Origin of the sequence: Dongia sp. (genome assembly GCF_041905885.1) — a bacterium.
In the GTDB taxonomy this organism is placed as follows: domain Bacteria; phylum Pseudomonadota; class Alphaproteobacteria; order Dongiales; family Dongiaceae; genus Dongia.
In genome coordinates this window covers 118,071-138,443 of sequence record NZ_JAYRKD010000013.1, presented here as the reverse complement: position 1 = coordinate 138,443, position 20,373 = coordinate 118,071, and the positions used below count along the sequence as shown (strand labels likewise).

The following is a 20,373-nucleotide window of genomic DNA, read 5'->3' as shown; positions in this document are numbered from 1 at the left end:
GATGGCCGATATCAGCGCCAACAACAACCTCAACGCCCAGATGGAGCCGGGGCTGCGTCCCAGCCTGCCGCCGCCGACCATGGAGACCGGCGCCATCGGCTGGCTGCGCCACAACCTGTTCTCCAGCTGGACCAACGCGCTGCTGACGGTGCTGGCGCTTTATGTGCTCTATCTGGTCATCCCGCCGTTCCTCAACTGGGCGATCCTAGACGCGACCTGGTCGGTGCCGCCGCTGGCGGCGGGCGCGGAGGATCATCCGCCGCAATTCGCCGACTGCCGCGCCAATGCCGGCGCCTGCTGGATCTTCATCGAGGCGCGGCTGCCGCAGTTCATCTACGGCTTCTATCCGCAGCCCGAGCGCTGGCGGGTCGATATCGTCTTCGTGATGCTGGCGGTCTCGATCTTCGGCCTGCTGTCGGAGCGGATCAAGCGCAAGAAGGAGCTGGCGATCTTCTTCTTCGCCATCTTCCCGGTGCTGGCCTTCTTCCTGCTCTATGGCGGGCTCGGCCTCGAGGTGGTGGAGACCCGGCTCTGGGGCGGCTTCATGCTGACCCTGATCCTCTCCGGGATCGGCATCGTGTTCTCGCTGCCGCTGGGCGTGCTGCTGGCGCTCGGGCGACGGTCCGAGTTGCCGGTCGTCCATTTGCTGTGCGTGATCCTGATCGAGTTCGTGCGCGGCGTGCCGCTGCTCACGATCTTGTTCATGGCCAACGTGATGCTGCCCTTCTTCCTGCCGCCGGGCGTCGAGTTCAACGTGCTGCTGCGCGTCCTGCTCGGCGTCACGATCTTCGCCGCGGCGTACATGGCGGAGGTCGTGCGCGGCGGGTTGCAGGCCTTGCCCAAGGGCCAGTACGAGGGCGCCATGGCGATGGGCCTCGGCTACTGGCAGATGATGCGGCTGATCATCCTGCCGCAGGCCTTGCGCATCGCCATCCCCGGCATCGTCAACAACTTCATCAGCCTGGCGCAGGACACGACGCTGGTCGCCATCGTCGGCCTTTACGACTTCCTGAACATCGTGCGCGCGGGTTCGCGCGACACCAACTGGCTCGGCACCGAGATCGAGGGCTATGCCTTCTGCGCCCTGGTCTACTGGGTGTTCTGCTTCGCCATGTCGCGTTACAGCATGTATCTGGAGCTGAAGCTCCACACCGGTCACAAGAAGCGCTGAGAGGAATTCGATGGCTCAAGCTGCACCCATTCCCGCCGCTTCCGATCAACCGATGATCGAGCTCTCCGCCGTCAACAAATGGTATGGGCAATTCCATGTCCTGAAGGACATCAACCTGACCGTCTATTCCGGCGAGCGCATCGTGGTCTGCGGGCCTTCGGGCTCCGGCAAATCCACCATGATCCGCTGCATCAACCGGCTGGAGGAGCACCAGAAGGGCAAGATCGTGGTCGATGGCGTCGAGCTCACCCACGACCTGAAGAAGATCGAGCAGGTGCGGCGCGAAGTCGGCATGGTGTTCCAGCATTTCAACCTGTTCCCGCACCTGACCGTGCTGGAGAACCTGACCCTGGCGCCGATCTGGGTCCGCAAGATGCCGAAGAAGGAAGCGGAAGAGGTCGCGATGAAATACCTGCAGCGGGTGAAGATCCCGGAGCAGGCGGGGAAATACCCGGGCCAGCTCTCCGGCGGCCAGCAGCAGCGCGTGGCGATCGCCCGCTCGCTCTGCATGAATCCGAAGGTCATGCTGTTCGACGAGCCGACCTCGGCGCTCGACCCCGAGATGATCAAGGAAGTGCTGGACGTGATGATCGAGCTCGCGAAGTCGGGCATGACCATGATCTGCGTCACCCACGAGATGGGCTTCGCCCGCACCGTGGCCAACCGCGTCATCTTCATGGACCGCGGCGAGATCATCGAGCAGAACGAGCCGGAGGAGTTCTTCAAGAACCCGAAATCCGAGCGCACCCGCCTGTTCCTGAGCCAGATCCTGCACCACTGAGGCCGCGCGCCCGATGCGCCCGACCGGCGACGGTCACCGCCGCGCGCTATCGCCCGCCGTCAAACCGCGCGATGCCGAGGCCATGGATGTCGGTGTCGCTGCGGCCGTCGACGATCAACTCGGCAAGGACCGCGCCAACGCCGGGACCAAGCTGAAACCCGTGCCCGCAGAAGCCGAAGGCGTGGAACAACCCCGGCGTCGTGGCTGACGGGCCGACGATCGGCGAGCCGTCGATGGTGTCGCCATCGACCCCGGTCCAGGTCCGGATGATGTTCAGATGCCGGATCTCCGGCACGATCCGGACGGCTTCCGCCGCGGCCTGCGCGGAGATTTCCGGGAGCGGGCGCGAGCGGGTGTGACCCGCGTTGGCGCGGCCCTGGCCGCCGCCGAAGATCACGTTGCCGCGCGGGATCTGCCGGAAATAGAGATCGCCGCCGATGACGCCGAGCACCGGCTGGAAGCGATAGGGCGCCGGCTCGGTCACCATGATCTGCGGCACTTCGGGAACGAGAGTCACGCTCTCGCCGAACCAGCCGGCCACGCTGTTGGCCCAGGCGCCGGCGGCGTTCACCAGCACGGGTGCTTCGAAGCGGCGGCCGTCGCGCGTGCTCACCCGGTAGAGCCCGCCGTCGTGACTTGCTGCGGTGACTTCCGCGCCTTCGATGATGGACGCGCCGGCTTTGCGGGCCGCCGCGGCGAAGGCGGGGGCGATCAAGCGCGGGTTGGCCTGGCCGTCGCTCGGGCAATAGGTGCCGGCGATGATATGCGGCCCCAGCCAGGGGAAGCGGCGGTCGAGATCGGCGCGATCCAGGTATTCGAGCTCAAGCCCGTAGAGCGAGACCGCCTGCAAATGCAGCTGCAGCAGGTTGATGTCGGATTCCTTGCGGGCGAGGCGGAGATGGCCGGTTTGGGTGAACTCGCCGTCGGTGCCGATCAGGCTGGCGAGATCGGCCCAGATCGCGCGCGAGCGGAAGGAGAGCGGAATCTCGGCCAGCGCCCGGCCATGCTGGCGCACGCCGCCGAAATTGACGCCGCTGGCGCGTATGCCCGCCTGGTCGCGTTCCAGGAGGATGACCGAATGGCCCTTGCGCGCGATATGGAGCGCGGTCGAGCAACCGACAATGCCGCCCCCGATGACGATGACGTCGGCGCCCAAGGTCGGGCTCACGTTGCATCTCCGGCCAAGGCTTCGATCGGCACCGGCTTCACCGGCGGCTGGGCTCTGAGGCGGCCGACGGAATCGACGCTGACGCCGAGCCTGGCCGCCAGCACCTCGGCGCCGGCGATGCCGCAGACGCGGCCCTGGCAGCGGCCCATGCCGAGCCTTGTCGCGGCCTTCACCCGGTTGATCTCGCGCAGCCCCTGGTCGGCGGCGGCGCGCAGTTCGCCCGCGGTCACGTTCTCGCAGCGGCAGAGGATGGTGGCGTCCGGCAGATCCCTGGCGAGATGCGACGGGAAGGGCATGGCCTGCTCGAGTGCCACGCGGAAGCGATGCCAGCGCTTGAGGGCGGGGAGATCGTCCGGATCTTTCGGCGTGATGCCGATATCCCGCAGCAGCGCCCCGGCGGCGATCCGGCCGCGCAGCTCGGCGGCGTCCGCGCCCTGAATGCCGGCGCCGTCTCCAGCGAGGTAGAGACCATCGCGGCCGACCGCGCGGCCATGATCGTCGGTCTGCGGCAGCCACTGGTTCTGCACCCGGTCGAAGGCGAAATGCGCGCCGGCGAGCTCGGCCAGCTGGCTCTCCGATTTGAGGCCGTAGCCGAGCGCGACGGCGTCGCAGTGAATCGTTTGCAGGCGACCGTCGACCAGCACCTCGAGCCCGGCGACGCTGTCGCTGCCGAGGATGCGCGCCGGCGTTGCCGCGGCGAGCAGCGGCACCCGCCAGGACTTGAGCTTGCCGAGGTAATAGGCGCCCTTGGCCGTGGTCCCGACCTGCGCCGCCATGCCGATGAGATTGGTGCCGAGGCCGCGCCAGGAGGCCGTGGTCACCACCGCGGCAACCGCGGCGCCCGCCTTGGCATATTGATAGGCGGCGAGAAAAAGCAAAGGCCCGGCGCCGAGGAAGGCGACGCGATGGCCGATGGCGCAGCCCTGGTGTTTGAGCGCGATCTGCGCCCCGCCCAGAGTGGTGACGCCGGGCAGGGTCCAACCGGGCAAAGGCATGATGCGGTCCATCGCCCCGGTGGCGAGGATCAGGTGGTCGAAGCCGACCTCCTCGCGCTTGCCGTCGCGCAGCAGGACCAGGCGATCGTCGCTGATGTCGAAGACCGTGCTGCCGGGGCGATGGTCGATCTGCGCCTCGATACTCGCGAAGGCGGCGTACAAGGCCTCCGCCTTCTTGGCCTCGAAGCCGAACAGGGTCTCGGCCTTGCGCCGAAAGCCCGGGACTGGCTGCTGGTAGATGCGGCCGCCGATGCGCGGCGGTTCGTCCAACAGGATGGGTGCGACGTCATGCCGGACCAGCCGCTCGGCGGCACGGATGCCGGCGGGACCGCCGCCGACGATGACGACCCGGGTCATCGCCGGGTCACGATGGCCATGCCCTCGGCGAGCGCGGTGGTGCAGGCGCGCAACGCTGCCCCATCGGCGGTCGCGACCCAGCAATCCTGGCAGGCGCCCATCAGGCAGAAGCCGGCGCGTGGGCTTTCCGTGAACTCGGCCAGGCGGAGATGGCCGCGCTGGGTGAGGATCGCGGTCAGCACGCTGTCGCCTTCCAGGGCCTCGGTCGCCACGCCGTCGAGGGTGAAGGCGATGCGGCGGCGCTCCCGCTCGGCGATGCGCCGGAACTGGCCTTGATTGCGGGTCACGGTTTCGGCGGGGTCAGGTGCAGGCGCTGGATTTCCTCGGCGACCAGGTGCTGCAGGCGCCAGAGATTGCGGTCGCGGATGCCGTGCTCCTCGAGCTTGGTGACGGTGTGGAACAGATACTCGGCGCCGGAGCCGGCATGGCCGCAGGCGCGGGCCAGGATCGCCGCGACCCGTTCGTGATCCTGCTTCTCGACCCGGAGCGGCCCCTTGATGCCGGCCCAGAAGGTGAGCGCCTGGACCTTGCCCTGCGGCGTCTCGACATGGATCCAGCGCGCGGCCTCCAGGCCTTCGCGGGAGGCGCTCTCGCGCTTCAGCAGCCGCACCATCTGCTCGTGGTGATCGGCGTCGGGCAGGCGATAGGCGACGCCGATGCAGCAGCCGCCGGGCTCCAGCACCATCATCAGCCCGGGCTGCTCCGGCGTGCCGCGCCAGCGCGGCAGGTGCATGGTGAAGGCGCGGTGCCAGCCATGCGCCGCGGCGCGGCAATGCTCGAGCGCATCGTAGGCCGGCTTCCAGATCAGCGAGCCATAGGCGAAGAGCCAGAGCGGACCGGGCTCGCGCTGCTTCAGCAGCGCGGCGGCGAAATGCTCATAGTCGTCGTCGCGGATTTCGGTCAGGTAATCGGGCAGGCCGCGATCCGGCTCGGCGCGGTGGCAGAGCGCCACCAGTTCGGCGGTCAACGCCATCTTGGATTGAGGTTTGGACAAACGCCGCGACTCCGCCGTGTTCAGGCGGATCTCACCTTATCAAAGGGCACGCCCGGTTCGCCAGTGAGCATCGTCACCGCGCGGCAACCTCCGGCAGGCGGGGGATCACGTGCATCGGTGCATAGCCTTCCAGGCGCGGATCGAACATGCGCTTGCTGACCTGTTTCACCGGGCGGAATCCGGCGCGCTGGTATTCGCCCATGGCGCGCGGGTGATCCAGCGAACAGGTATCGACGGTCAGGCGCTGCGGGCCGTAGGACCAGGCCTGATCGACCGCCCAGTTGAGCAGATACTTGCCGAGGCCCCGGCCGATGAACTCGCTGAGCAGGCCGAAATAGGCGAAGTTGAGATCGGGACTCGGCCGGCGGTCGAGCTCGACGAAGCCTGAGGGCTGGCCGCCGGTATAGAGCACGTAGAGCTCGACCTCCGGGTGATCGACCTGGGCGAGCAGCTGTTGGTCGGACATGCGGCGGCGGTCGGTCCAGAGCCATTGCTCGCCGACCGTGTTGTAGAGGAAGCGGTAGAAGGAAATGGTCGGATTCTCGACCCGGAGCAGCGCGTGCTTGCCCGGCGGCAGCGGCACGGTCGGGCGGGTCGGCGGCGCGGTCATCTCCATATAGGTCACGATCACGTCGATCTCGGCCGAGGCGAGGTCGACATCGCCCTTGTCGATCCAGCGGCCGAGCACCGCATGACCGGCATTCTCATAGCCGAGGTGATGGTAGAAATCCCGCGCCCCCGGATTCTCGGCGCGGACCATCAGGTTCACCTTCGGCATGCCGCGCGCGACCAGCCAGGCTTCGGCGAACTGCACCAGCTTCCTGCCATAGCCCTTGCCGCGCTGGTCCTCGGCGACCGCGAGCTTGTAGATCCAGCCGCGATAGCCGTCATGCCCGACCAGCACGCTGGCGACCACGCGACCCTCAGGACCCGGGGCTTCGCGGCCGACATAGAGCAGGCAGTTGTTGTTCCTGGCGATCCGCGCGATCTCGGATTTCGGCTCGTTGTAGGGCTTGAAGATGCCGGTCTCGCGCCAGAGCGCGACGACCCCATCGAAGTCGCCCTCGGAGTAAGGAAGGATGATCATGATTTCGGTTCGACCGGTGTATCGCCAGGCAAGCCCCATTCGGCCCAAGAGCCGTCATAGACCGCGACGTCGCGATGCCCGATCAGGTCGAGGCCGAGCGCCAGCACCGCGGCGGTGATGCCCGAGCCGCAGCTGGTGACGACGGGCTGCTTCGGATCGATGCCGGCCGCGGCGAACTTGGCGCGAAGCTGGTCGACCGGCAGGAAAGTGCCGTCGGGCCGCAGCAGCTGCGTGTAGGGCAGGTTGAGCGAGCCCGGGATATGCCCGGCGCGGCGGCCGGGCCAGAGTTCCGGCTCGGTCGCGTTGAAGCGGCCGGCGGCGCGGGCATCCAGCACCTGCTCGCGCCTGGCGTCGATATTGGCGAGCAGCTGCGCCTTCGAGCGGACCATGGTGTTGTCGAAGCGCGGGGTGAAATGGCGCTCGCGGGGCGAGGGCGGCAAGTCCTCCAGCGGCCGATCCTCCGCCATCCATTTCATCAGGCCGCCGTCGAGCACGGCGACGTCGCGATGGCCGAAGATGCGCAAGGTCCACCAGACCCGGGGTGCCGCGATCCCGCCATTGCCGTCATAGACCACGATCCGCGAACCGTCGCCGATGCCGAGCTTCTTCATCCGCGCGCCGAACTTGTCGGCGGCGGGCAGCATGTGCGGCAGGTCGGTGGTCTTGTCGCTGATCTCATCGACGTCGAAGAAGACCGCGCCCGGAATATGGCGCTGGTCGTATTCGGCGCGCGCGCTCTTCTGCTGCATGGGCAGATAGTAGGTCGCATCGACGATCCTGAGATCGGGCTGGCCGAGATGGGCTTCCAGCCATTCGGTGCTGACCAGCGCTTTGGTTTCGGCGTCGACTGCCATGTTCTCAAGCCTTGAATGCGAGGTTGATGCGGCGGTTCATCTTGCCCTTGTTCTCGATCTTCACGCATTCGACCGCGCCGATCTCGCCGGTGCGCGCGACATGGGTGCCGCCGCAAGGCTGCAGGTCCACATCCTGGATCTCCAGCAGGCGCACGCGACCCGCACCCATCGGCGGCTTCACCGACATGGTGCGCACCAGCTCCGGCCGCGCCGTCATTTCCTCGTCGGTGATCCACTTGGTGCCGGTCGGATGGTCCTCGGTGACCAGGCGATTGAGTTCAGCGGTGATGTGATCTTTGTCCGGCGCGCCGTCGGGCAGGTTGAAGTCGAGCCGGCCCTTGCCGTCGCTGACCTGGCCGCCGGTCACCTCGCCGGTGACGATCGAGGAGAGCAGGTGCAGGCAGGTGTGCATGCGCATGAGGCGATGCCGGCGCTCCCAGTCGAGTTCCGCGGTCACCTTCGTGCCGGCGGCCACGGCCGGCGCGCCTTCGGCCGGCACATGGACGATCTCGCCCGGCGCAGCACCCTTCACCGTATCGCGGATCTCGACAATCCTGCCGTCGGCCGTGCGCAGCCGTCCGATATCGCCCGGCTGGCCGCCACCGGTCGGATAGAACACGGTGCGGTCGAGGCGGATGCCTTTCTCGTCGACCGCGGTCACGACGGCCTCGCAGCTTTTCAGATAGGCGTCTTCGCGGAACAGCTCGCCGGTCTTGTCCATGCATGTTCTCCCTGGCCCGGCATCATAAAGGGGCGACCTTGATTTTCAAGGATGGCCCTCCTACCGTTTCTCCCAGGAAAACTGGGGAAAACCCATGGGCAAGCCGATCGTCTACGGGCCGCGCTACAGCACCTTTACGCGTTCGGCGATCATGACCTTGCTGGAGCGCAAGGTCGCGCATGAGGTCGTGCATGTTGAGCGCGCAACCGACGCGAAGCAGCCGGCGCACCTGGCGCGGCATCCGTTCGGCCGGGTGCCGGCCTTCGAGCACAACGGCTTCATGATCTATGAGACCGTGCCGATCCTGCACTATATCGACGACGCCTTTCCCGGCGTGCGACTCTCACCCGCCGACATCCACCGCCGGACCCGGTCCGAGCAGATCATGGCGGTCATCGGCACCTACGGCTATCGACCGATGGTCTGGGGCGTGGCCGTGCCACGCTGCTTTCCGGAGGTCGGTGTGGCGGTGGATGAAGCGGAAATCGCCACCGCGGCAGCGGATTCCGAGCTTGTGCTGAAGGCGATCCAGGACCTGACGCTGAACCCCGATCCGTTCCTGGTCGGCCGCCAGGTCAGCCTCGCCGACATGCTGCTGCTGCCGGTGATCGACTACTTCGTCGCGACACCGGAAGGTAAGGCGATGCTGCCGAAGTTTCCGAAACTCGCCGCCTGGCACAGGGCGATGCAGGAGAGGCCGAGCGTGAAGGAGACGGTGCCGGGCTAGAGCCAGTCCGGATAGGGCAGGCCCTTGGACTTCAGAAATTCCGGGTTGAACAGCTTGCTCTGGTAGCGGGTGCCGAAGTCGCAGAGCAAAGTCACAATGGTATGGCCGGGGCCGAGCTCCTTCGCCAGGCGGATCGCCCCCGCGACGTTGATGCCGGTCGAGCCGCCGAGGCAGAGGCCTTCGTGCTTCAGCAGATCGAACACGATCGGCAGGGCTTCGCTGTCCGGAATTTGGAACGGAAAATCGATCGGCGTGCCTTCGACATTCTTGGTGATGCGGCCCTGGCCGATGCCTTCGGTGATCGACGTGCCCGAGGATTTCAACTCCCCGGTCTTGAAATAGGAGTAGAGCGCCGCGCCTTCCGGGTCGGCGAGGGCGATCTTCACCTCCGGGTTCTGCTCCTTCAGGAAGATCGCGCAGCCGGAGAGGGTGCCGCCGGTGCCGACGGCGCTGACGAAGCCATCGACCTTGCCGTCGGTCTGCTTCCAGATCTCCGGGCCGGTGGTGGTGTAGTGGCCCTGGCGGTTGGCGACATTGTCGAACTGGTTGGCCCAGATCACGCCGTTCGGGTTGCTGTCCTTCAACTCATTGGCGATGCGCTCGGAGACGCGCACGTAATTGCCGGGATCCTTGTAGGGGAGGGCCGGGACCTCCTTCAGCTCCGCGCCGGCGAGGCGCAGCATGTCCTTCTTCTCCTGGCTCTGCGTCTCCGGAATCACGATCAGCGTCTTGTAGCCGCGCGCATTGCCGACCAGCGCGAGGCCGATGCCGGTATTGCCCGCCGTGCCCTCGACGATCAGCCCGCCCGGCTTGATCTGCCCCTTCTTCTCCGCATCGGTGATGATGGCGAGCGCCGCGCGATCCTTCACCGAGCCGCCGGGATTGAGAAACTCCGCCTTGCCCAAGATGGTGCAGCCGGTCAGCTCCGACGCCTTCTTGAGCTTGATCAGGGGCGTGTTGCCAATCGTGTCGATGAAACCCTGGCGAAAATCCATGAAATGCTTCCGGCGGTGTGAAATTCGTGGAGCGCTAGGGTAGGGCAGCGATCGCTCCGCGATCAACCCCTTCTCCATGGGGCCAGAATCCGAAAAAGCCTACTGATTCAGCGGGTATAGCGACTTCGGTGCGTGTTTGAACCGGTAGTGCCGGAGATTCGAGGCCGCCGGCCCCGGACAATCGACATCGACGATCACACGCGTCAGCGGCGTGAAACCGGCACGGAAGTGGTTCTTCGCCTTCACGCAGAGCAGCCCGACCTTGTCGAGATCGATGCCATGCAGCGCGAAGTAACCGGGATCGTTCGGCGTCTGGCAGCGTTCGGTGACGATCACCTGGAAGCCCTTCACCTCGAGCAAGGCGGTCTGGCCGAGATCGACCGGCAGGTTGTGCTCCATTGGCCCGAGGTTGCGGAACTTGCCGTCGGTCAGTCTCAGCACCCGCGCCTTCACGGCGATCGGCGCTCCAAAGGCATCGGTGATGCGGCCGCCGAGCTTGGCATCCAGCGTGGCACCTTCGCCCTCGCGATGGGCGCGCGCGACCAGGGCCGGATCGAAGAAGAAGCCGAACACGGTCGGCACTTTCGGTTTCGCATCGAGCAGGGCGCGGAACAGCGCGGGCGTATCGCCGATGCCGCCCGAAAGCGGGTTGTCCGCCGGATCGACCACGGCGGCGGGGCCGTTGCCCGGCGCGGCCAATGCCTTGGCGATGCCTTCCGCGGCCGATGGCAGTGTCACCGTGAAGCGGTCACGCCGCGCTGCGATCTCCCGCGCGAGCTCCTGGGCCGCGTCCTCGGCCAGCGCGCGTTCGCCGTCGGCGGTGACCAGCGCACTGGCGCCGGCGAAGGGGGAATCGCCGTAGGCGAAGCCGCCGAAGATCGAGGCGTCGAGAATGCCGTCGCGGCGGCGCCATTCGCCCGCGAGCTCCGCCAGCTCCTGCATCGGCCCGTCGGTGGTGCGCATGTTGAAGCTGGTGAGGATTGCCGGCACCTTGGCCAGCGCGCAGACCGGGCGGATCCGGCCTTCGACCGTCTCGACCGCGAGTGCCACCGCACGCGCGCCGACCTCGGCCATGTCGATATGCGGATAGGTCTTGTAGCCGATCGCGATGTCGACGAGGTCGATCATCGCCGCCCCGAGGTTGGCATGGAGGTCGAAAGTGACGGCGAGCGGCGTGCGCCCGATCACGTGGCGCACCGCCTGCAGCAACTCGAGCTCCGGCGTCGGCGTGGCTTCGGTGACGGTGGCGCCGTGCAGCGACAGATAGACCGCGTCCCATTGGTCGCGGCCGAGGCCGTCGAGGATGGTGTCGCGGATCATCGCGAAGGCGTCCTGGGCCATCATGCCGCCGGGGGGCGCGGCGGCGCAGAGCAGGAACTCGACCGACCAGTCGCGGCTGCGCTCGGCGAAATCGACCACCGCGCCGATCTCGGTCTTGGTGCCGCGGTAGAAATCCTTGGCGGCACTGCCTTCGAAATACTCGCGCGCTTCGAACACCGACAGCTCCGTCGGGATCGGCGAGAAGGAATTGCCCTCGTACCAGAGGCGCGCGACGGCCAGCTTTCTCATGACCAGAGCTTGCGCAGGCGCTCGCGGTTGGCCTGCATCCAATACAGCGCCAAGGTCAGCGGTCCGTTGCCGGTCGTGCCATGTTCGATCAGGGCCGGGATCTCGCCAGCGTCGAAAAGAGTGGACCGGATGTCCTCATGCTCGGTGGCGAGGCCATGCACGCCGGTGGACTGGCTGGAATCCATCCGGCCGCAATAGAGGATCAGGACCTCGTTGCTCATGCCCGGGCTCAGGAGGAAGCGGGTCATTTCCACGAGATCGGTGACCTTGCAATTGGCTTCCTCGATCGCCTCGCGCCGGGCGAGCTCTTCGGGGGTCTCGTTCTTGTCGGAAATGCCGGCGATCACCTCGCGCTGCCAGGCCGGCATGCCGGCGAGATGGGCGGCGAGGCGGAACTGCTCGATCAGCAGGATCTTGTCGGCGATCGGGTCATAGGGGAGTACACCGACGGCGGTCGTGCGCAGCACGATCTCGCGCGTGAAGGGCCCGATCGTGCCGCCGCCGAAGCGCTCGTGCTGCACGGTGAATTTCGCCAGCTTCATGAAGCCCTGGGAAAGCCATTCCTGGCCCAGGACTTCGATTTTTCCGTCCATGCTTGCCTGCTGAGTCATTGGGGTTGCCGCACTATACAGCCACAGGGCGGGAAAGCTAGATTGGCGCGCCATCGCGGGGGTCCGGACGAGTCTTTCTCACGACCGAGTGAATTGAAAGCCGGTTCCCTTGCGAAAACAGGGAGCCTTGAATGCCGCGCGATCCACGTTACGACATCCTGTTCGAGCCGGTGAAGATCGGTCCGGTCACCGCGAAGAACCGGTTCTTCCAGGTGCCGCATTGCAACGGCATGGGCCATTACAATCCCGAAGGCCATGCGGCGATGCGTGGCGTGAAGGCGGAAGGCGGCTGGGCCGTGGTGGCGACCGAAGAGGTCGAGATCCATCCGACCGGCGACGTCTCGCCTTACATCGAAGGGCGGCTCTGGGACGACAAGGACATACCCGGCCATGCACTGATGTGCGAGGCGGTGCATCGGCATGGCGGACTGGCGGCGATCGAGCTCACCCATAACGGCACCTCGGTCTCCAATCTCTCGAGCCGCGACGTCGCGATCGGGCCGTCGCACCAGATGACCAACTACTGGCCCTGGCAGGCGCGGGCGATGGACCTGCAGGATATCCGCGACTATCGGCGCTGGCACCGCGAGGCCGCCTTGCGCTCGAAGAAGGCCGGCTACGATGTCGTCTATGTCTATGCCGCGCATGACTTGAGCCTGGCGTTGCATTTCCTGCTGAAGCGGCGCAACCAGCGCAGCGACGAATACGGTGGATCCTTCGAGAACCGCATCCGGCTGTTCCGCGAGCTGATCGAGGACGCCAAGGACGCGATCGGCGATACCTGCGCGGTCGCGGTGCGTTTCGGCGTCGATGAGAAGATGGGCGAAGACGGCCTGCTGCATGACGGCGAGAGCCGCGACGTGATCGCCAGCCTGGCCGAGCTACCCGATCTCTGGGACGTGAATGTCAGCCCCTGGCGCCATGACTCCGCGGTCTCGCGCTTCGCGGAGGAAGGACACCAGGACTTCTACATCAGCTTCGTGAAGCAGCTCACGACCAAGCCGGTGGTGGGGGTCGGGCGCTACACCTCGCCGGACCGCATGGTGCAACTGGTGAAAAAAGGCGTGCTCGACTTCATCGGCGCGGCGCGGCCGTCGATTGCCGATCCCTTCCTGCCGAAGAAGATCGAGGAGGGGCGGCCCGACGACATCCGCGAATGCATCGGCTGCAACATCTGCGTCTCCGGCGACATGACCATGTCGGCGATCCGCTGCACCCAGAACCCGACCATGGGCGAGGAATGGCGCAAGGGCTGGCACCCGGAGATCATCCCGGCGAAGCAATCCAGCGATCGCATCCTGGTGGTCGGCGCCGGCCCGGCCGGGCTCGAAGCGGCGCGGGCACTCGGGCAGCGCGGCTATGAGGTTCACCTTGCCGAAGCCACCGCCGAGCTCGGCGGTCGGGTTTCGCGGGAGTCGAAGCTGCCCGGCCTCGCGGCCTGGGGAAGGGTGCGCGACTATCGCCTGACCCAGCTCGACAAGCTCACCAATGTCGAGATCTACCGTGATAGCCGGCTCAGCGCGGAGCAGATCCGCGAGTTCGGCTTCGAGCGGGTGGTGCTGGCGACGGGTGCCCGCTGGCGCAGCGACGGCGTCGGGCGCAGCCACTGGAAGCCGATTCCCGGCTTCGGCGCTCCACAGGTCTTCTCGCCGGACGACATCATGGCGGGAAAGCTGCCGACGCAAGGGCCGGTCGTGGTCTTCGACGACGAGCACTACTACATGGGCAGCGTGATCGCCGAGCGGCTGGCGATGGCGGGGCTCAGCGTCACCCTGGTCACCACCGGCGACGTCGCCGCGAGCTGGACCGCGCATACGCTGGAGCTCATGCCGATCAACCAGCAGCTCCGCAAGCTCGGGATCGCCGTGGTGACCGCGCATGACGTGACCGGCTTCGACGGCAGTGCGGTGACCTTGGCCAGCAATTACGGCGAAGCGCCGCGGACCCTGCCGGCCAAGGCCGTCGTCGCGGTCACCTCGCGGCTGCCGGAGGAAGCCTTGTACGCGGCCTTGCAGGCCGAACCCGAGGCCCTGCGCGCGGCCGGGATCAAGACCGTGATCCGGATCGGCGATTGCCTGGCGCCGGGCTTCATCGCCCATGCGGTCTATGGCGGCCACCGCTACGCACGGGAACTCGACGCGCCGGCCCAAGGCGAAGTATCCTTCAAGCGGGTGGTCTGGGCGCCTGCCAAACCTTGAAATGCCCGAGGTCGGATGCCTGAGGGCGATGGAGCAGCGAAAATGACTTTCGAGGAAAAGCAGTTCGTCACCAGCCTCGCCGAGCTGGACGCGATGGTGCCGCCGGCGACCGGGGGCGCCGCCGGCAAGACCATGCACCGGATTGAACGCTATGCGCGGCAGTTCATCGGCCTGTCGCCGTTCTGTTGCCTCGCCACCAGCGACGGCAAGGGTAATGCCGACGTGACGCCGCGCGGCGACAAGCCGGGCTTCGTGCGGGTGATCGACGAGAAGACCCTGCTGGTCCCCGAGCGGCCCGGCAACAACCGCATGGATTCGCTGCGCAACATCATCCAGAACCCTTCGCTCGGGCTGCTGTTCTTCATCCCCGGCTTCGAGGACACTTTGCGTGTGAATGGCCGCGGGCGGGTGACCAAGGATCCCGGCCTGCTGGCGGATTCCGCGGTGGATGGGAAGCTGCCCAAATTCGGCGTGCTGGTCTCGGTGGACGAGGCATTTTTCCACTGCGCCAAGGCATTTCGCAGGTCCGGACTGTGGGATCCGGCCACCCAGATTCCCCGGAACACCATGCCGACCCTGGCCCGGATGATCATGGACCAAATGGCGGAGGTGGCGAATGAGGCGCTTCCGGGACAGGCGGAGGTCTCCGCGGTCGATGCCGACATCGAAGAGAACTATCGCACCGAACTCTATTGAGGCCGAAGTCACACCCAAAGGTGGTTCTAAGCCGCTGGAATTAACCCAGCATTCAGGACTTGGCCAATAGTCTGCCGGTTTGCGTAACAGCGCCGGATTCGCCTTGTCCCGATGGACCTGAAGGCCCTTCTCACCAACCCGAAGCAAGCGCCCCTGGCCGCCGTTCTGTTGCTGGGCGCCGCGGCCTATTTCGGTGCCGCCGAACTCGGCCTGGCGCTGGCCAGCCTCAACCCGCATGCCGCCCCGGTGGCGCCGGCGGCCGGGCTCGGCGTCGCCCTGCTCATGCTGTTCGGCCGCCGCGCCTGGCCGGCCATCACCCTCGGGGCGCTGGCTGCCCATGGTCTGGCCGGCGGCGGGATCGGCATCGCCGGCCCGATTGCGGTGGGCGAAACCCTGGCCGCCCTGGCCGGGCAACTCGTGCTCTCGCGCAACCTCACCTGGCATGGCGAGAAGCTGCCGCTCGGCACCACCTTGGGCTATGCCGCGGCCTCGCTCCTGGCTTCCGTGATCTCCGCCAGCGTCGGTCTGCAGACGCTGCATCTTTCGGACTCGCTCGGTCATGCCTCGGGCGTCGAAGTCTGGCTGACCTGGTGGACCGGGCACGCCTTGGCCCTGTTCCTGCTGGTTCCCGCGCTGCTCTCCCTGACCGAGGCAGACCGGCGACGCCTGCAGTGGAATCGGCTGTGGAAGTTCGCCCTGCTAGTCGCGATTACCCTGGCCGTGAACCTCATCGCTTTGAGCGACTGGCGGGCCGGCATCGCGATCTTCCTGAGCTTCCCGCTGGTGCTGATCGCGTTCCGCTGGTTCTCGATCCCGGCCGGTCTATGGCTTGCCGTGCTGGTCGCCGGGACTTGGATCCTTGCGACCGCACTGGGCTTCGGTCCCTTCACCGGCACCTCGCAGAATGCCGGTCTGGTCAACGTACAGATCCTAGCCGCCGCGCTGGCTTTTGCGGCCGTGGCTTTGGCCGATTTCGGCACCGGCGGATCGCGCTGGATCGGCATCGTCTTCTCTACCGGCGCCGCGATCGCCGCGCTGGTCTTCTTCGCCAGCGATCTCAACCGCCGTTCCCACGACATCCGCCAGTTCAACGAACTGATCCAGAGCGCCACGGAAGAGTTGCAGAAGCGCATCGGCACCTACACCGACATCCTGCGCGGCGGCGCCAGCATGTTCGCCGCCTCCGACGGAATCACCCGCTCGGAGTGGGAAGTCTACGTCAACTCGATCGACCTGCTTGGCCGCTATCCCGGCGTCTACAGCATGGGCCTGGTAGTCCCGGTCCGGCACGCCGATCTCAACGCGTTCAGGGACTATATGCGCGACGACGGCTTGCCGCTGTTCACGGCGCGGCCGGTGCCGGGCGGCGTGCTCGGCGTCGATGAGCATTTCCTGATCATCCGGGAAGGACCGGAGAGCCTTCGGCGCTCCCCGGTCGGTCTCGATCTCGGCTCGGAGCCGAAGCGCCGCTCCGCCGCGATCGCCGCCCGCGACTTCGGCGTGCCGACCATGTCGCATTCCGTCATGCTGGCCACGGATGGCGGCCAGCGCCAAGGCTTCGTGCTGTTCGTGCCGAGCTATTGGGCGCATCGTCCGGTCGGGACGGTCGCCGAGCGGCGCGCCGCCTTTCGCGGCTGGATCAATGCCCCGGTCGCCGCCGACCTGTTCTTCACCGCCGCCTTCAAACGGTTCGGCGACGCGATCCAGGTCGAGGTCTTCAACGGCGTCGGCACCAACGAGCCGGCGGTGTTCAGCAATTTCGGATTGCCGGACCAGGTGCCCGCGGAACCCGCCCGCCGGGAGACCTTGATGATGCTCAGCGGCCATGCCTTCCAGATCGCCTGGCAGCCGGGTCCCGCCTTCGCGAGCGCCTCGCGCAGCGAGCCGCCGCTGCTCTCCGCGGCGGTCATCCTGATCGCCACCATCTTCAGCGCCCTGGTGGCCAACCTGCAATCGACCGGCGCGCGCGCCACCGCGATCGCCCAGCGCATCACCGCCGACCTCGCCGCGAGCAACGAACGCTTCCGCCTGACCGAAGCGCGCCTCAAGGCCGCCATCGAGGGGATGGACAGCGGCTTCGCGCTGTTCGATGCCGACGACCGCCTGATCCTGCACAATCGCACCTTCATCGACGCGCAGACCCAGGCCGCCTTCGGCGACCCGATCGGCCATTCCTTCGAGGAGTTCGTGCGCTTCAACATCGTTTCGCACAGCGCCCTGGTGGAAACCGGGCCGGATACCGAGGCCTGGGTGGCGCGCCGCATGGAGCAGCACCGCAATCCCTCCGATGTGCCGTTCGAGATGCGGCTTTCCACCGGACAATGGCTGCAGGTCACCGAGCGCCGCACCGCCGACGGCGGCTACATGGGCATCTGGACCGACATCACCGGCGTGAAGCAGGCCCAGGAGCGCCTGACCAACGCGATCAACGCGATGACCGACGGCTTCGTGCTGTTTGACCGCGACCTGAAGATAGTGCTGTGCAACCAGCCCTGGGCCGACTACGTGGGACAGGCGTCGCCGGAGTCGATCGTCGGGCGGCCGGCGCTGGAACTGCTGCGCGAATTCGCGCACGGCGAGGTGACCGACATATCGGCCAAGGCCGATCCGGAGGCCTTCACGGCGAGGGTGTTCGAGCAGCACGTCAACCCGCGCGAGGAGGCGCAAGAGCGCGTCCTGACGGATGGGCGCCGGTTCAGCGTGGTGATGCGCCGGACCTCGGATGGCGGCCGGGTCGGCATCTTCAGCGACGTGACCGCCTTGCGGGCCGCCGAGACCCGGCTGCGCGAGGCGATCGAGAGCATCAACGAAGGTTTCGCGCTGTTCGACGCCGATCTGCGCTACGTCCAGTTCAACCGCCGCCTGCTCGAGCTCTACCCGAAGTCGGCGCCGGCCATCAAGGTGGGCGCGAAGCTGGAAGACGTGCTGCGCTATGGCGCCGAGCGCGGCGAGGTTCCGGAACTCGACGGGCGCAAGGACATCGATACCTTCGTCGCGGACTGGATGCGCTGCTTCAAGCGGCGCGAGCCCTTCGTCGGCGAGGAGATGCTCGCCGATGGACGCTGGACGCTGGTCAGCCACCGGCCGACCGCGGATGGCGGCTTCGTCAGCATCCGCTCCGACATCACCGCGCAGAAGAACCGCGAGATCGACCTCGAGGCCGCGAAGACCCAGCTCGAAGGGCTGACCGAATCGCTGATCGCCACCACCGGCGACCTGCGTGCCGCGCGCGAGCGGGCCGAGGAAGCGAACCGCTTCAAGTCGAATTTCCTGGCGCAGATGACCCACGAGCTCAGGACGCCGCTGAACGCCGTGATCGGCTTCTCCGACCTGATCCAGCAGGAGATCTTCGGCGCGATCGAGCCGCCGCGCTATCGCGAATATGTCGGCCTGATCAGCGACAGCGGCAAGCACCTGCTGTCGCTGATCAACGACGTGCTCGACCTTTCCAAGATCGAGGCCGGGCGCATGGAGCTGACCCTGGACCGTCTCAATGCGTCGGCGCTGGCGCATGGCGCCGCCGCGATGTTCGGCAAGATGGCGGCGGATCGCGGCCTAAAGCTGGAATGCCGGGCGGTGGCGCCCTGCCGCGAGCTGCACGGCGACGAACGCGTCACCAACCAGATTATCTACAACCTGCTGTCCAACGCGGTGAAATTCACGCCCCAGGGCGGGCGGGTCGATCTCGAGTTCGTGGAGAGCGACGCCGGCGTCGATATCGTGGTGCGCGATACCGGCATCGGCATGAGCGAGGCGGAGATCACCAAGGCGATGCGCCCCTACGGCCAGATCGGCTCGGCGCTGGTGAAGAACGTCGAGGGCACCGGGCTCGGCCTGCCGCTGGTGAAGTCGCTGATCGAGCTTCACCGCGGCACCTTCCAGATCGCCAGCGTCAAGGGCAAGGGCACGACGATGACCGTGCATTTCCCCTGGCAGCCGCTGCTCGAGGAACAGCCCCAGCGCGCCGCGGGCTAGGCCGAGAGCGCCCGCCAGCAGGCGCCGGCGGCCAGGATCTGCACCGCGCCGCCCAGCAGCATGGCCGGCCGGAGTCCTTCGGTCCCGCCTTGCAGCAGCGCGAAGACCGCGCCCAGCACCGCGACGCCGAGCGTCGCGCCGACCATCCGCGCGACGTTGAGCAGCGCCGCGGCCGTGCCCGAGCGCGCGGCGGAAACCGCGCCGACCGCGACGCCGGTCAGCGGGCCGGTCGCAAGGCCCATCCCCAGCCCGGTCAGCATCAGCCCGATCTCGGCACCGAGCAGCGCGGTCGATCCCGCCGCAGCCCCGACGGCAAGCAGACCGCAGCCGATGATCGCCACCCCGCCGCCGGTCATGAAGCGCGTGCCGAAGCGCGCCTGCAGCGCGCCGGAGAAGGGCGAGACCAGGGTGAAGACCACCGCCATCGGTAACAGCGCGAGGCCGGCGCCGACCGCATCGAGGCGTCCGCTGCCCTGCCAGGCCAGGAGCTGCAGGAAGAGGACGCCGTACATGCCGAAGGTCATGCCGGCGGTGGCGATGATGGCGCCGCGGAAGGCGCGGATCCGAAACAGGTCGAGCGGGACCAGGGCGGCACTGCCGCGCCGTCGCTCGACCCTGAGGAAGGCCAGGAAGGCGATGACGGCCATCGCCAGGGCCGGCAGAGCCCAGAACCCGTCATGGGATTCGATCGCGGCCATGGCGAGGCCGCCGAGCGCCAGGATGCCGAGCAGCTGCGCGCCGGCATCGAAATGCCGGTCCTTGGGATCGGCGGATTCCGAGAGGGCGAAGGGGCCCGCGGCGAGCGCCGCCAGGGCGAAGGGCACGACCACGAAGAACACGCTGCGCCATCCGGTATGCGCGATCAGCAACCCGCCGAGCGTGGGCCCGATGATGAAGGCCAGGCCGTTGCAGCCGGTGAAGACGCCGAGCACGCGGGCGCGCGCCTTGGGCTCCGGCCAGGCGACGCGCAGGATCGCGAGCGAGGCCGGCAGCATCATCGTGGCGCCGATGCCGCAGGCGACCCGCCCGGCGATCAGGATCGCGACCGAGGTTGCCAGCGCCGAGAGCATCGAGGCGGTGGCGAAGATGGCTGCGCCAGCCATGAAGACGCGCCGGCGGCCGTAGAGATCCGCGAGCAGCCCACCGGAAAGCAGCAGCACGGCATAGGTCAGGTTGTAGCCGTCGATCACCCATTGCAGCGCGCTGACCGGCGCCTGGAACTCGGCGCCGATCGGCTTGGTCGCGAGATTCACGACCGAGGTGTCGAGCTGCGCGATCAGCATCGCGGTGCAGAGCGTCATCAAGGTCAGCGCACCGGCCTTGGCGGCTGTTCCGGTGCTGGGTTTGCCTGGAAAGACCGGCGCATTCATCGCGCGACCCCTTGCTATCGATACCAATGGGTCACAGATATGCAGCGCGGCGGCGCCATGCTTCGGCCTCGGCCGAAGCGGCAATGGCTCCTGACAATATGCGT

Annotated in this window: 17 protein-coding genes; 6 read left to right on the top strand and 11 right to left on the bottom strand. The window is 67.1% G+C overall.

Annotation, left to right across the window (positions count from 1 at the left end; genetic code table 11):
- Window position 1 precedes the first annotated feature (1 nt).
- Window positions 2-1,171 (top strand): amino acid ABC transporter permease, encoded by a 1,170-nt coding sequence (locus tag ACH2CY_RS15100; protein WP_395020116.1) that lies wholly within the window; start codon window positions 2-4, stop codon window positions 1,169-1,171.
- 10 nt (window positions 1,172-1,181) lie between these two features.
- Window positions 1,182-1,952, top strand: a complete 771-nt coding sequence (locus ACH2CY_RS15095) for an amino acid ABC transporter ATP-binding protein (protein ID WP_395020115.1) — start codon at window positions 1,182-1,184, stop codon at window positions 1,950-1,952.
- Between the two features lie 46 nt (window positions 1,953-1,998).
- Here the strand turns inward: ACH2CY_RS15095 and ACH2CY_RS15090 are convergent, their stop codons facing one another.
- From ACH2CY_RS15090 to ACH2CY_RS15060, 7 genes are all read right to left on the bottom strand, one after another.
- Entirely contained in the window at window positions 1,999-3,120 is a 1,122-nt protein-coding gene (locus tag ACH2CY_RS15090) for an NAD(P)/FAD-dependent oxidoreductase (protein WP_395020114.1), read from the bottom strand.
- A complete protein-coding gene (locus ACH2CY_RS15085; protein WP_395020113.1) occupies window positions 3,117-4,472 on the bottom strand; it encodes an FAD-dependent oxidoreductase in 1,356 nt (451 codons plus the stop codon). The genes ACH2CY_RS15090 and ACH2CY_RS15085 overlap by 4 nt, the downstream gene beginning before the upstream one ends.
- Entirely contained in the window at window positions 4,469-4,759 is a 291-nt protein-coding gene (locus ACH2CY_RS15080) for a (2Fe-2S)-binding protein (RefSeq protein ID WP_395020112.1), read from the bottom strand. The genes ACH2CY_RS15085 and ACH2CY_RS15080 overlap by 4 nt, the downstream gene beginning before the upstream one ends.
- Entirely contained in the window at window positions 4,756-5,445 is a 690-nt protein-coding gene (locus ACH2CY_RS15075) for a gamma-glutamylcyclotransferase (RefSeq protein ID WP_395020111.1), read from the bottom strand. The genes ACH2CY_RS15080 and ACH2CY_RS15075 overlap by 4 nt, the downstream gene beginning before the upstream one ends.
- A 94-nt stretch (window positions 5,446-5,539) precedes the next feature.
- A complete protein-coding gene (locus ACH2CY_RS15070; protein ID WP_395020110.1) occupies window positions 5,540-6,553 on the bottom strand; it encodes a GNAT family acetyltransferase in 1,014 nt (337 codons plus the stop codon).
- Window positions 6,550-7,407, bottom strand: a complete 858-nt coding sequence (gene sseA / locus ACH2CY_RS15065) for a 3-mercaptopyruvate sulfurtransferase (protein WP_395020109.1) — start codon at window positions 7,405-7,407, stop codon at window positions 6,550-6,552. The genes ACH2CY_RS15070 and sseA overlap by 4 nt, the downstream gene beginning before the upstream one ends.
- Window positions 7,408-7,411: 4 nt before the next feature.
- Complete coding sequence (locus ACH2CY_RS15060; protein WP_395020108.1) at window positions 7,412-8,128, bottom strand: alanyl-tRNA editing protein; 717 nt, start codon at window positions 8,126-8,128, stop codon at window positions 7,412-7,414.
- Between the two features lie 94 nt (window positions 8,129-8,222).
- Here ACH2CY_RS15060 and ACH2CY_RS15055 point away from each other — a divergent pair, with 94 nt between their 5' ends.
- A complete protein-coding gene (locus ACH2CY_RS15055) occupies window positions 8,223-8,855 on the top strand; it encodes a glutathione S-transferase family protein (protein ID WP_395020107.1) in 633 nt (210 codons plus the stop codon).
- On the opposite strand, the gene ACH2CY_RS15050 is transcribed toward ACH2CY_RS15055, so the two are convergent.
- The 3 genes from ACH2CY_RS15050 to ACH2CY_RS15040 all read right to left on the bottom strand — a co-directional run bounded on the left by ACH2CY_RS15050 (window position 8,852) and on the right by ACH2CY_RS15040 (window position 12,012).
- Window positions 8,852-9,850, bottom strand: coding sequence for a cysteine synthase A (locus ACH2CY_RS15050; RefSeq protein ID WP_395020106.1), 999 nt, complete (start codon window positions 9,848-9,850; stop codon window positions 8,852-8,854). The genes ACH2CY_RS15055 and ACH2CY_RS15050 overlap by 4 nt on opposite strands.
- 99 nt (window positions 9,851-9,949) lie before the next feature.
- Complete coding sequence (locus tag ACH2CY_RS15045; protein WP_395020105.1) at window positions 9,950-11,419, bottom strand: M81 family metallopeptidase; 1,470 nt, start codon at window positions 11,417-11,419, stop codon at window positions 9,950-9,952.
- Complete coding sequence (locus ACH2CY_RS15040; protein ID WP_395020104.1) at window positions 11,416-12,012, bottom strand: NUDIX domain-containing protein; 597 nt, start codon at window positions 12,010-12,012, stop codon at window positions 11,416-11,418. Before ACH2CY_RS15040 ends, ACH2CY_RS15045 begins: the two co-directional genes overlap by 4 nt.
- 149 nt (window positions 12,013-12,161) lie before the next feature.
- On the opposite strand from ACH2CY_RS15040, the gene ACH2CY_RS15035 reads away from it, so the two are divergent.
- The 3 genes from ACH2CY_RS15035 (at window position 12,162) to ACH2CY_RS15025 (ending at window position 18,899) form a co-directional block, all read left to right on the top strand.
- A complete protein-coding gene (locus tag ACH2CY_RS15035; protein WP_395020103.1) occupies window positions 12,162-14,228 on the top strand; it encodes an FAD-dependent oxidoreductase in 2,067 nt (688 codons plus the stop codon).
- A gap of 42 nt (window positions 14,229-14,270) precedes the next feature.
- Window positions 14,271-14,924, top strand: a complete 654-nt coding sequence (locus ACH2CY_RS15030; RefSeq protein ID WP_395020101.1) for a pyridoxamine 5'-phosphate oxidase family protein — start codon at window positions 14,271-14,273, stop codon at window positions 14,922-14,924.
- Window positions 14,925-15,035: 111 nt separating this feature from the next.
- Window positions 15,036-18,899 (top strand): PAS-domain containing protein, encoded by a 3,864-nt coding sequence (locus ACH2CY_RS15025; protein ID WP_395020100.1) that lies wholly within the window; start codon window positions 15,036-15,038, stop codon window positions 18,897-18,899.
- Here the strand turns inward: ACH2CY_RS15025 and ACH2CY_RS15020 are convergent.
- Entirely contained in the window at window positions 18,896-20,269 is a 1,374-nt protein-coding gene (locus tag ACH2CY_RS15020; RefSeq protein ID WP_395020099.1) for an MFS transporter, read from the bottom strand. The genes ACH2CY_RS15025 and ACH2CY_RS15020 overlap by 4 nt on opposite strands.
- Between the last annotated feature and the right edge of the window lie 104 nt (window positions 20,270-20,373).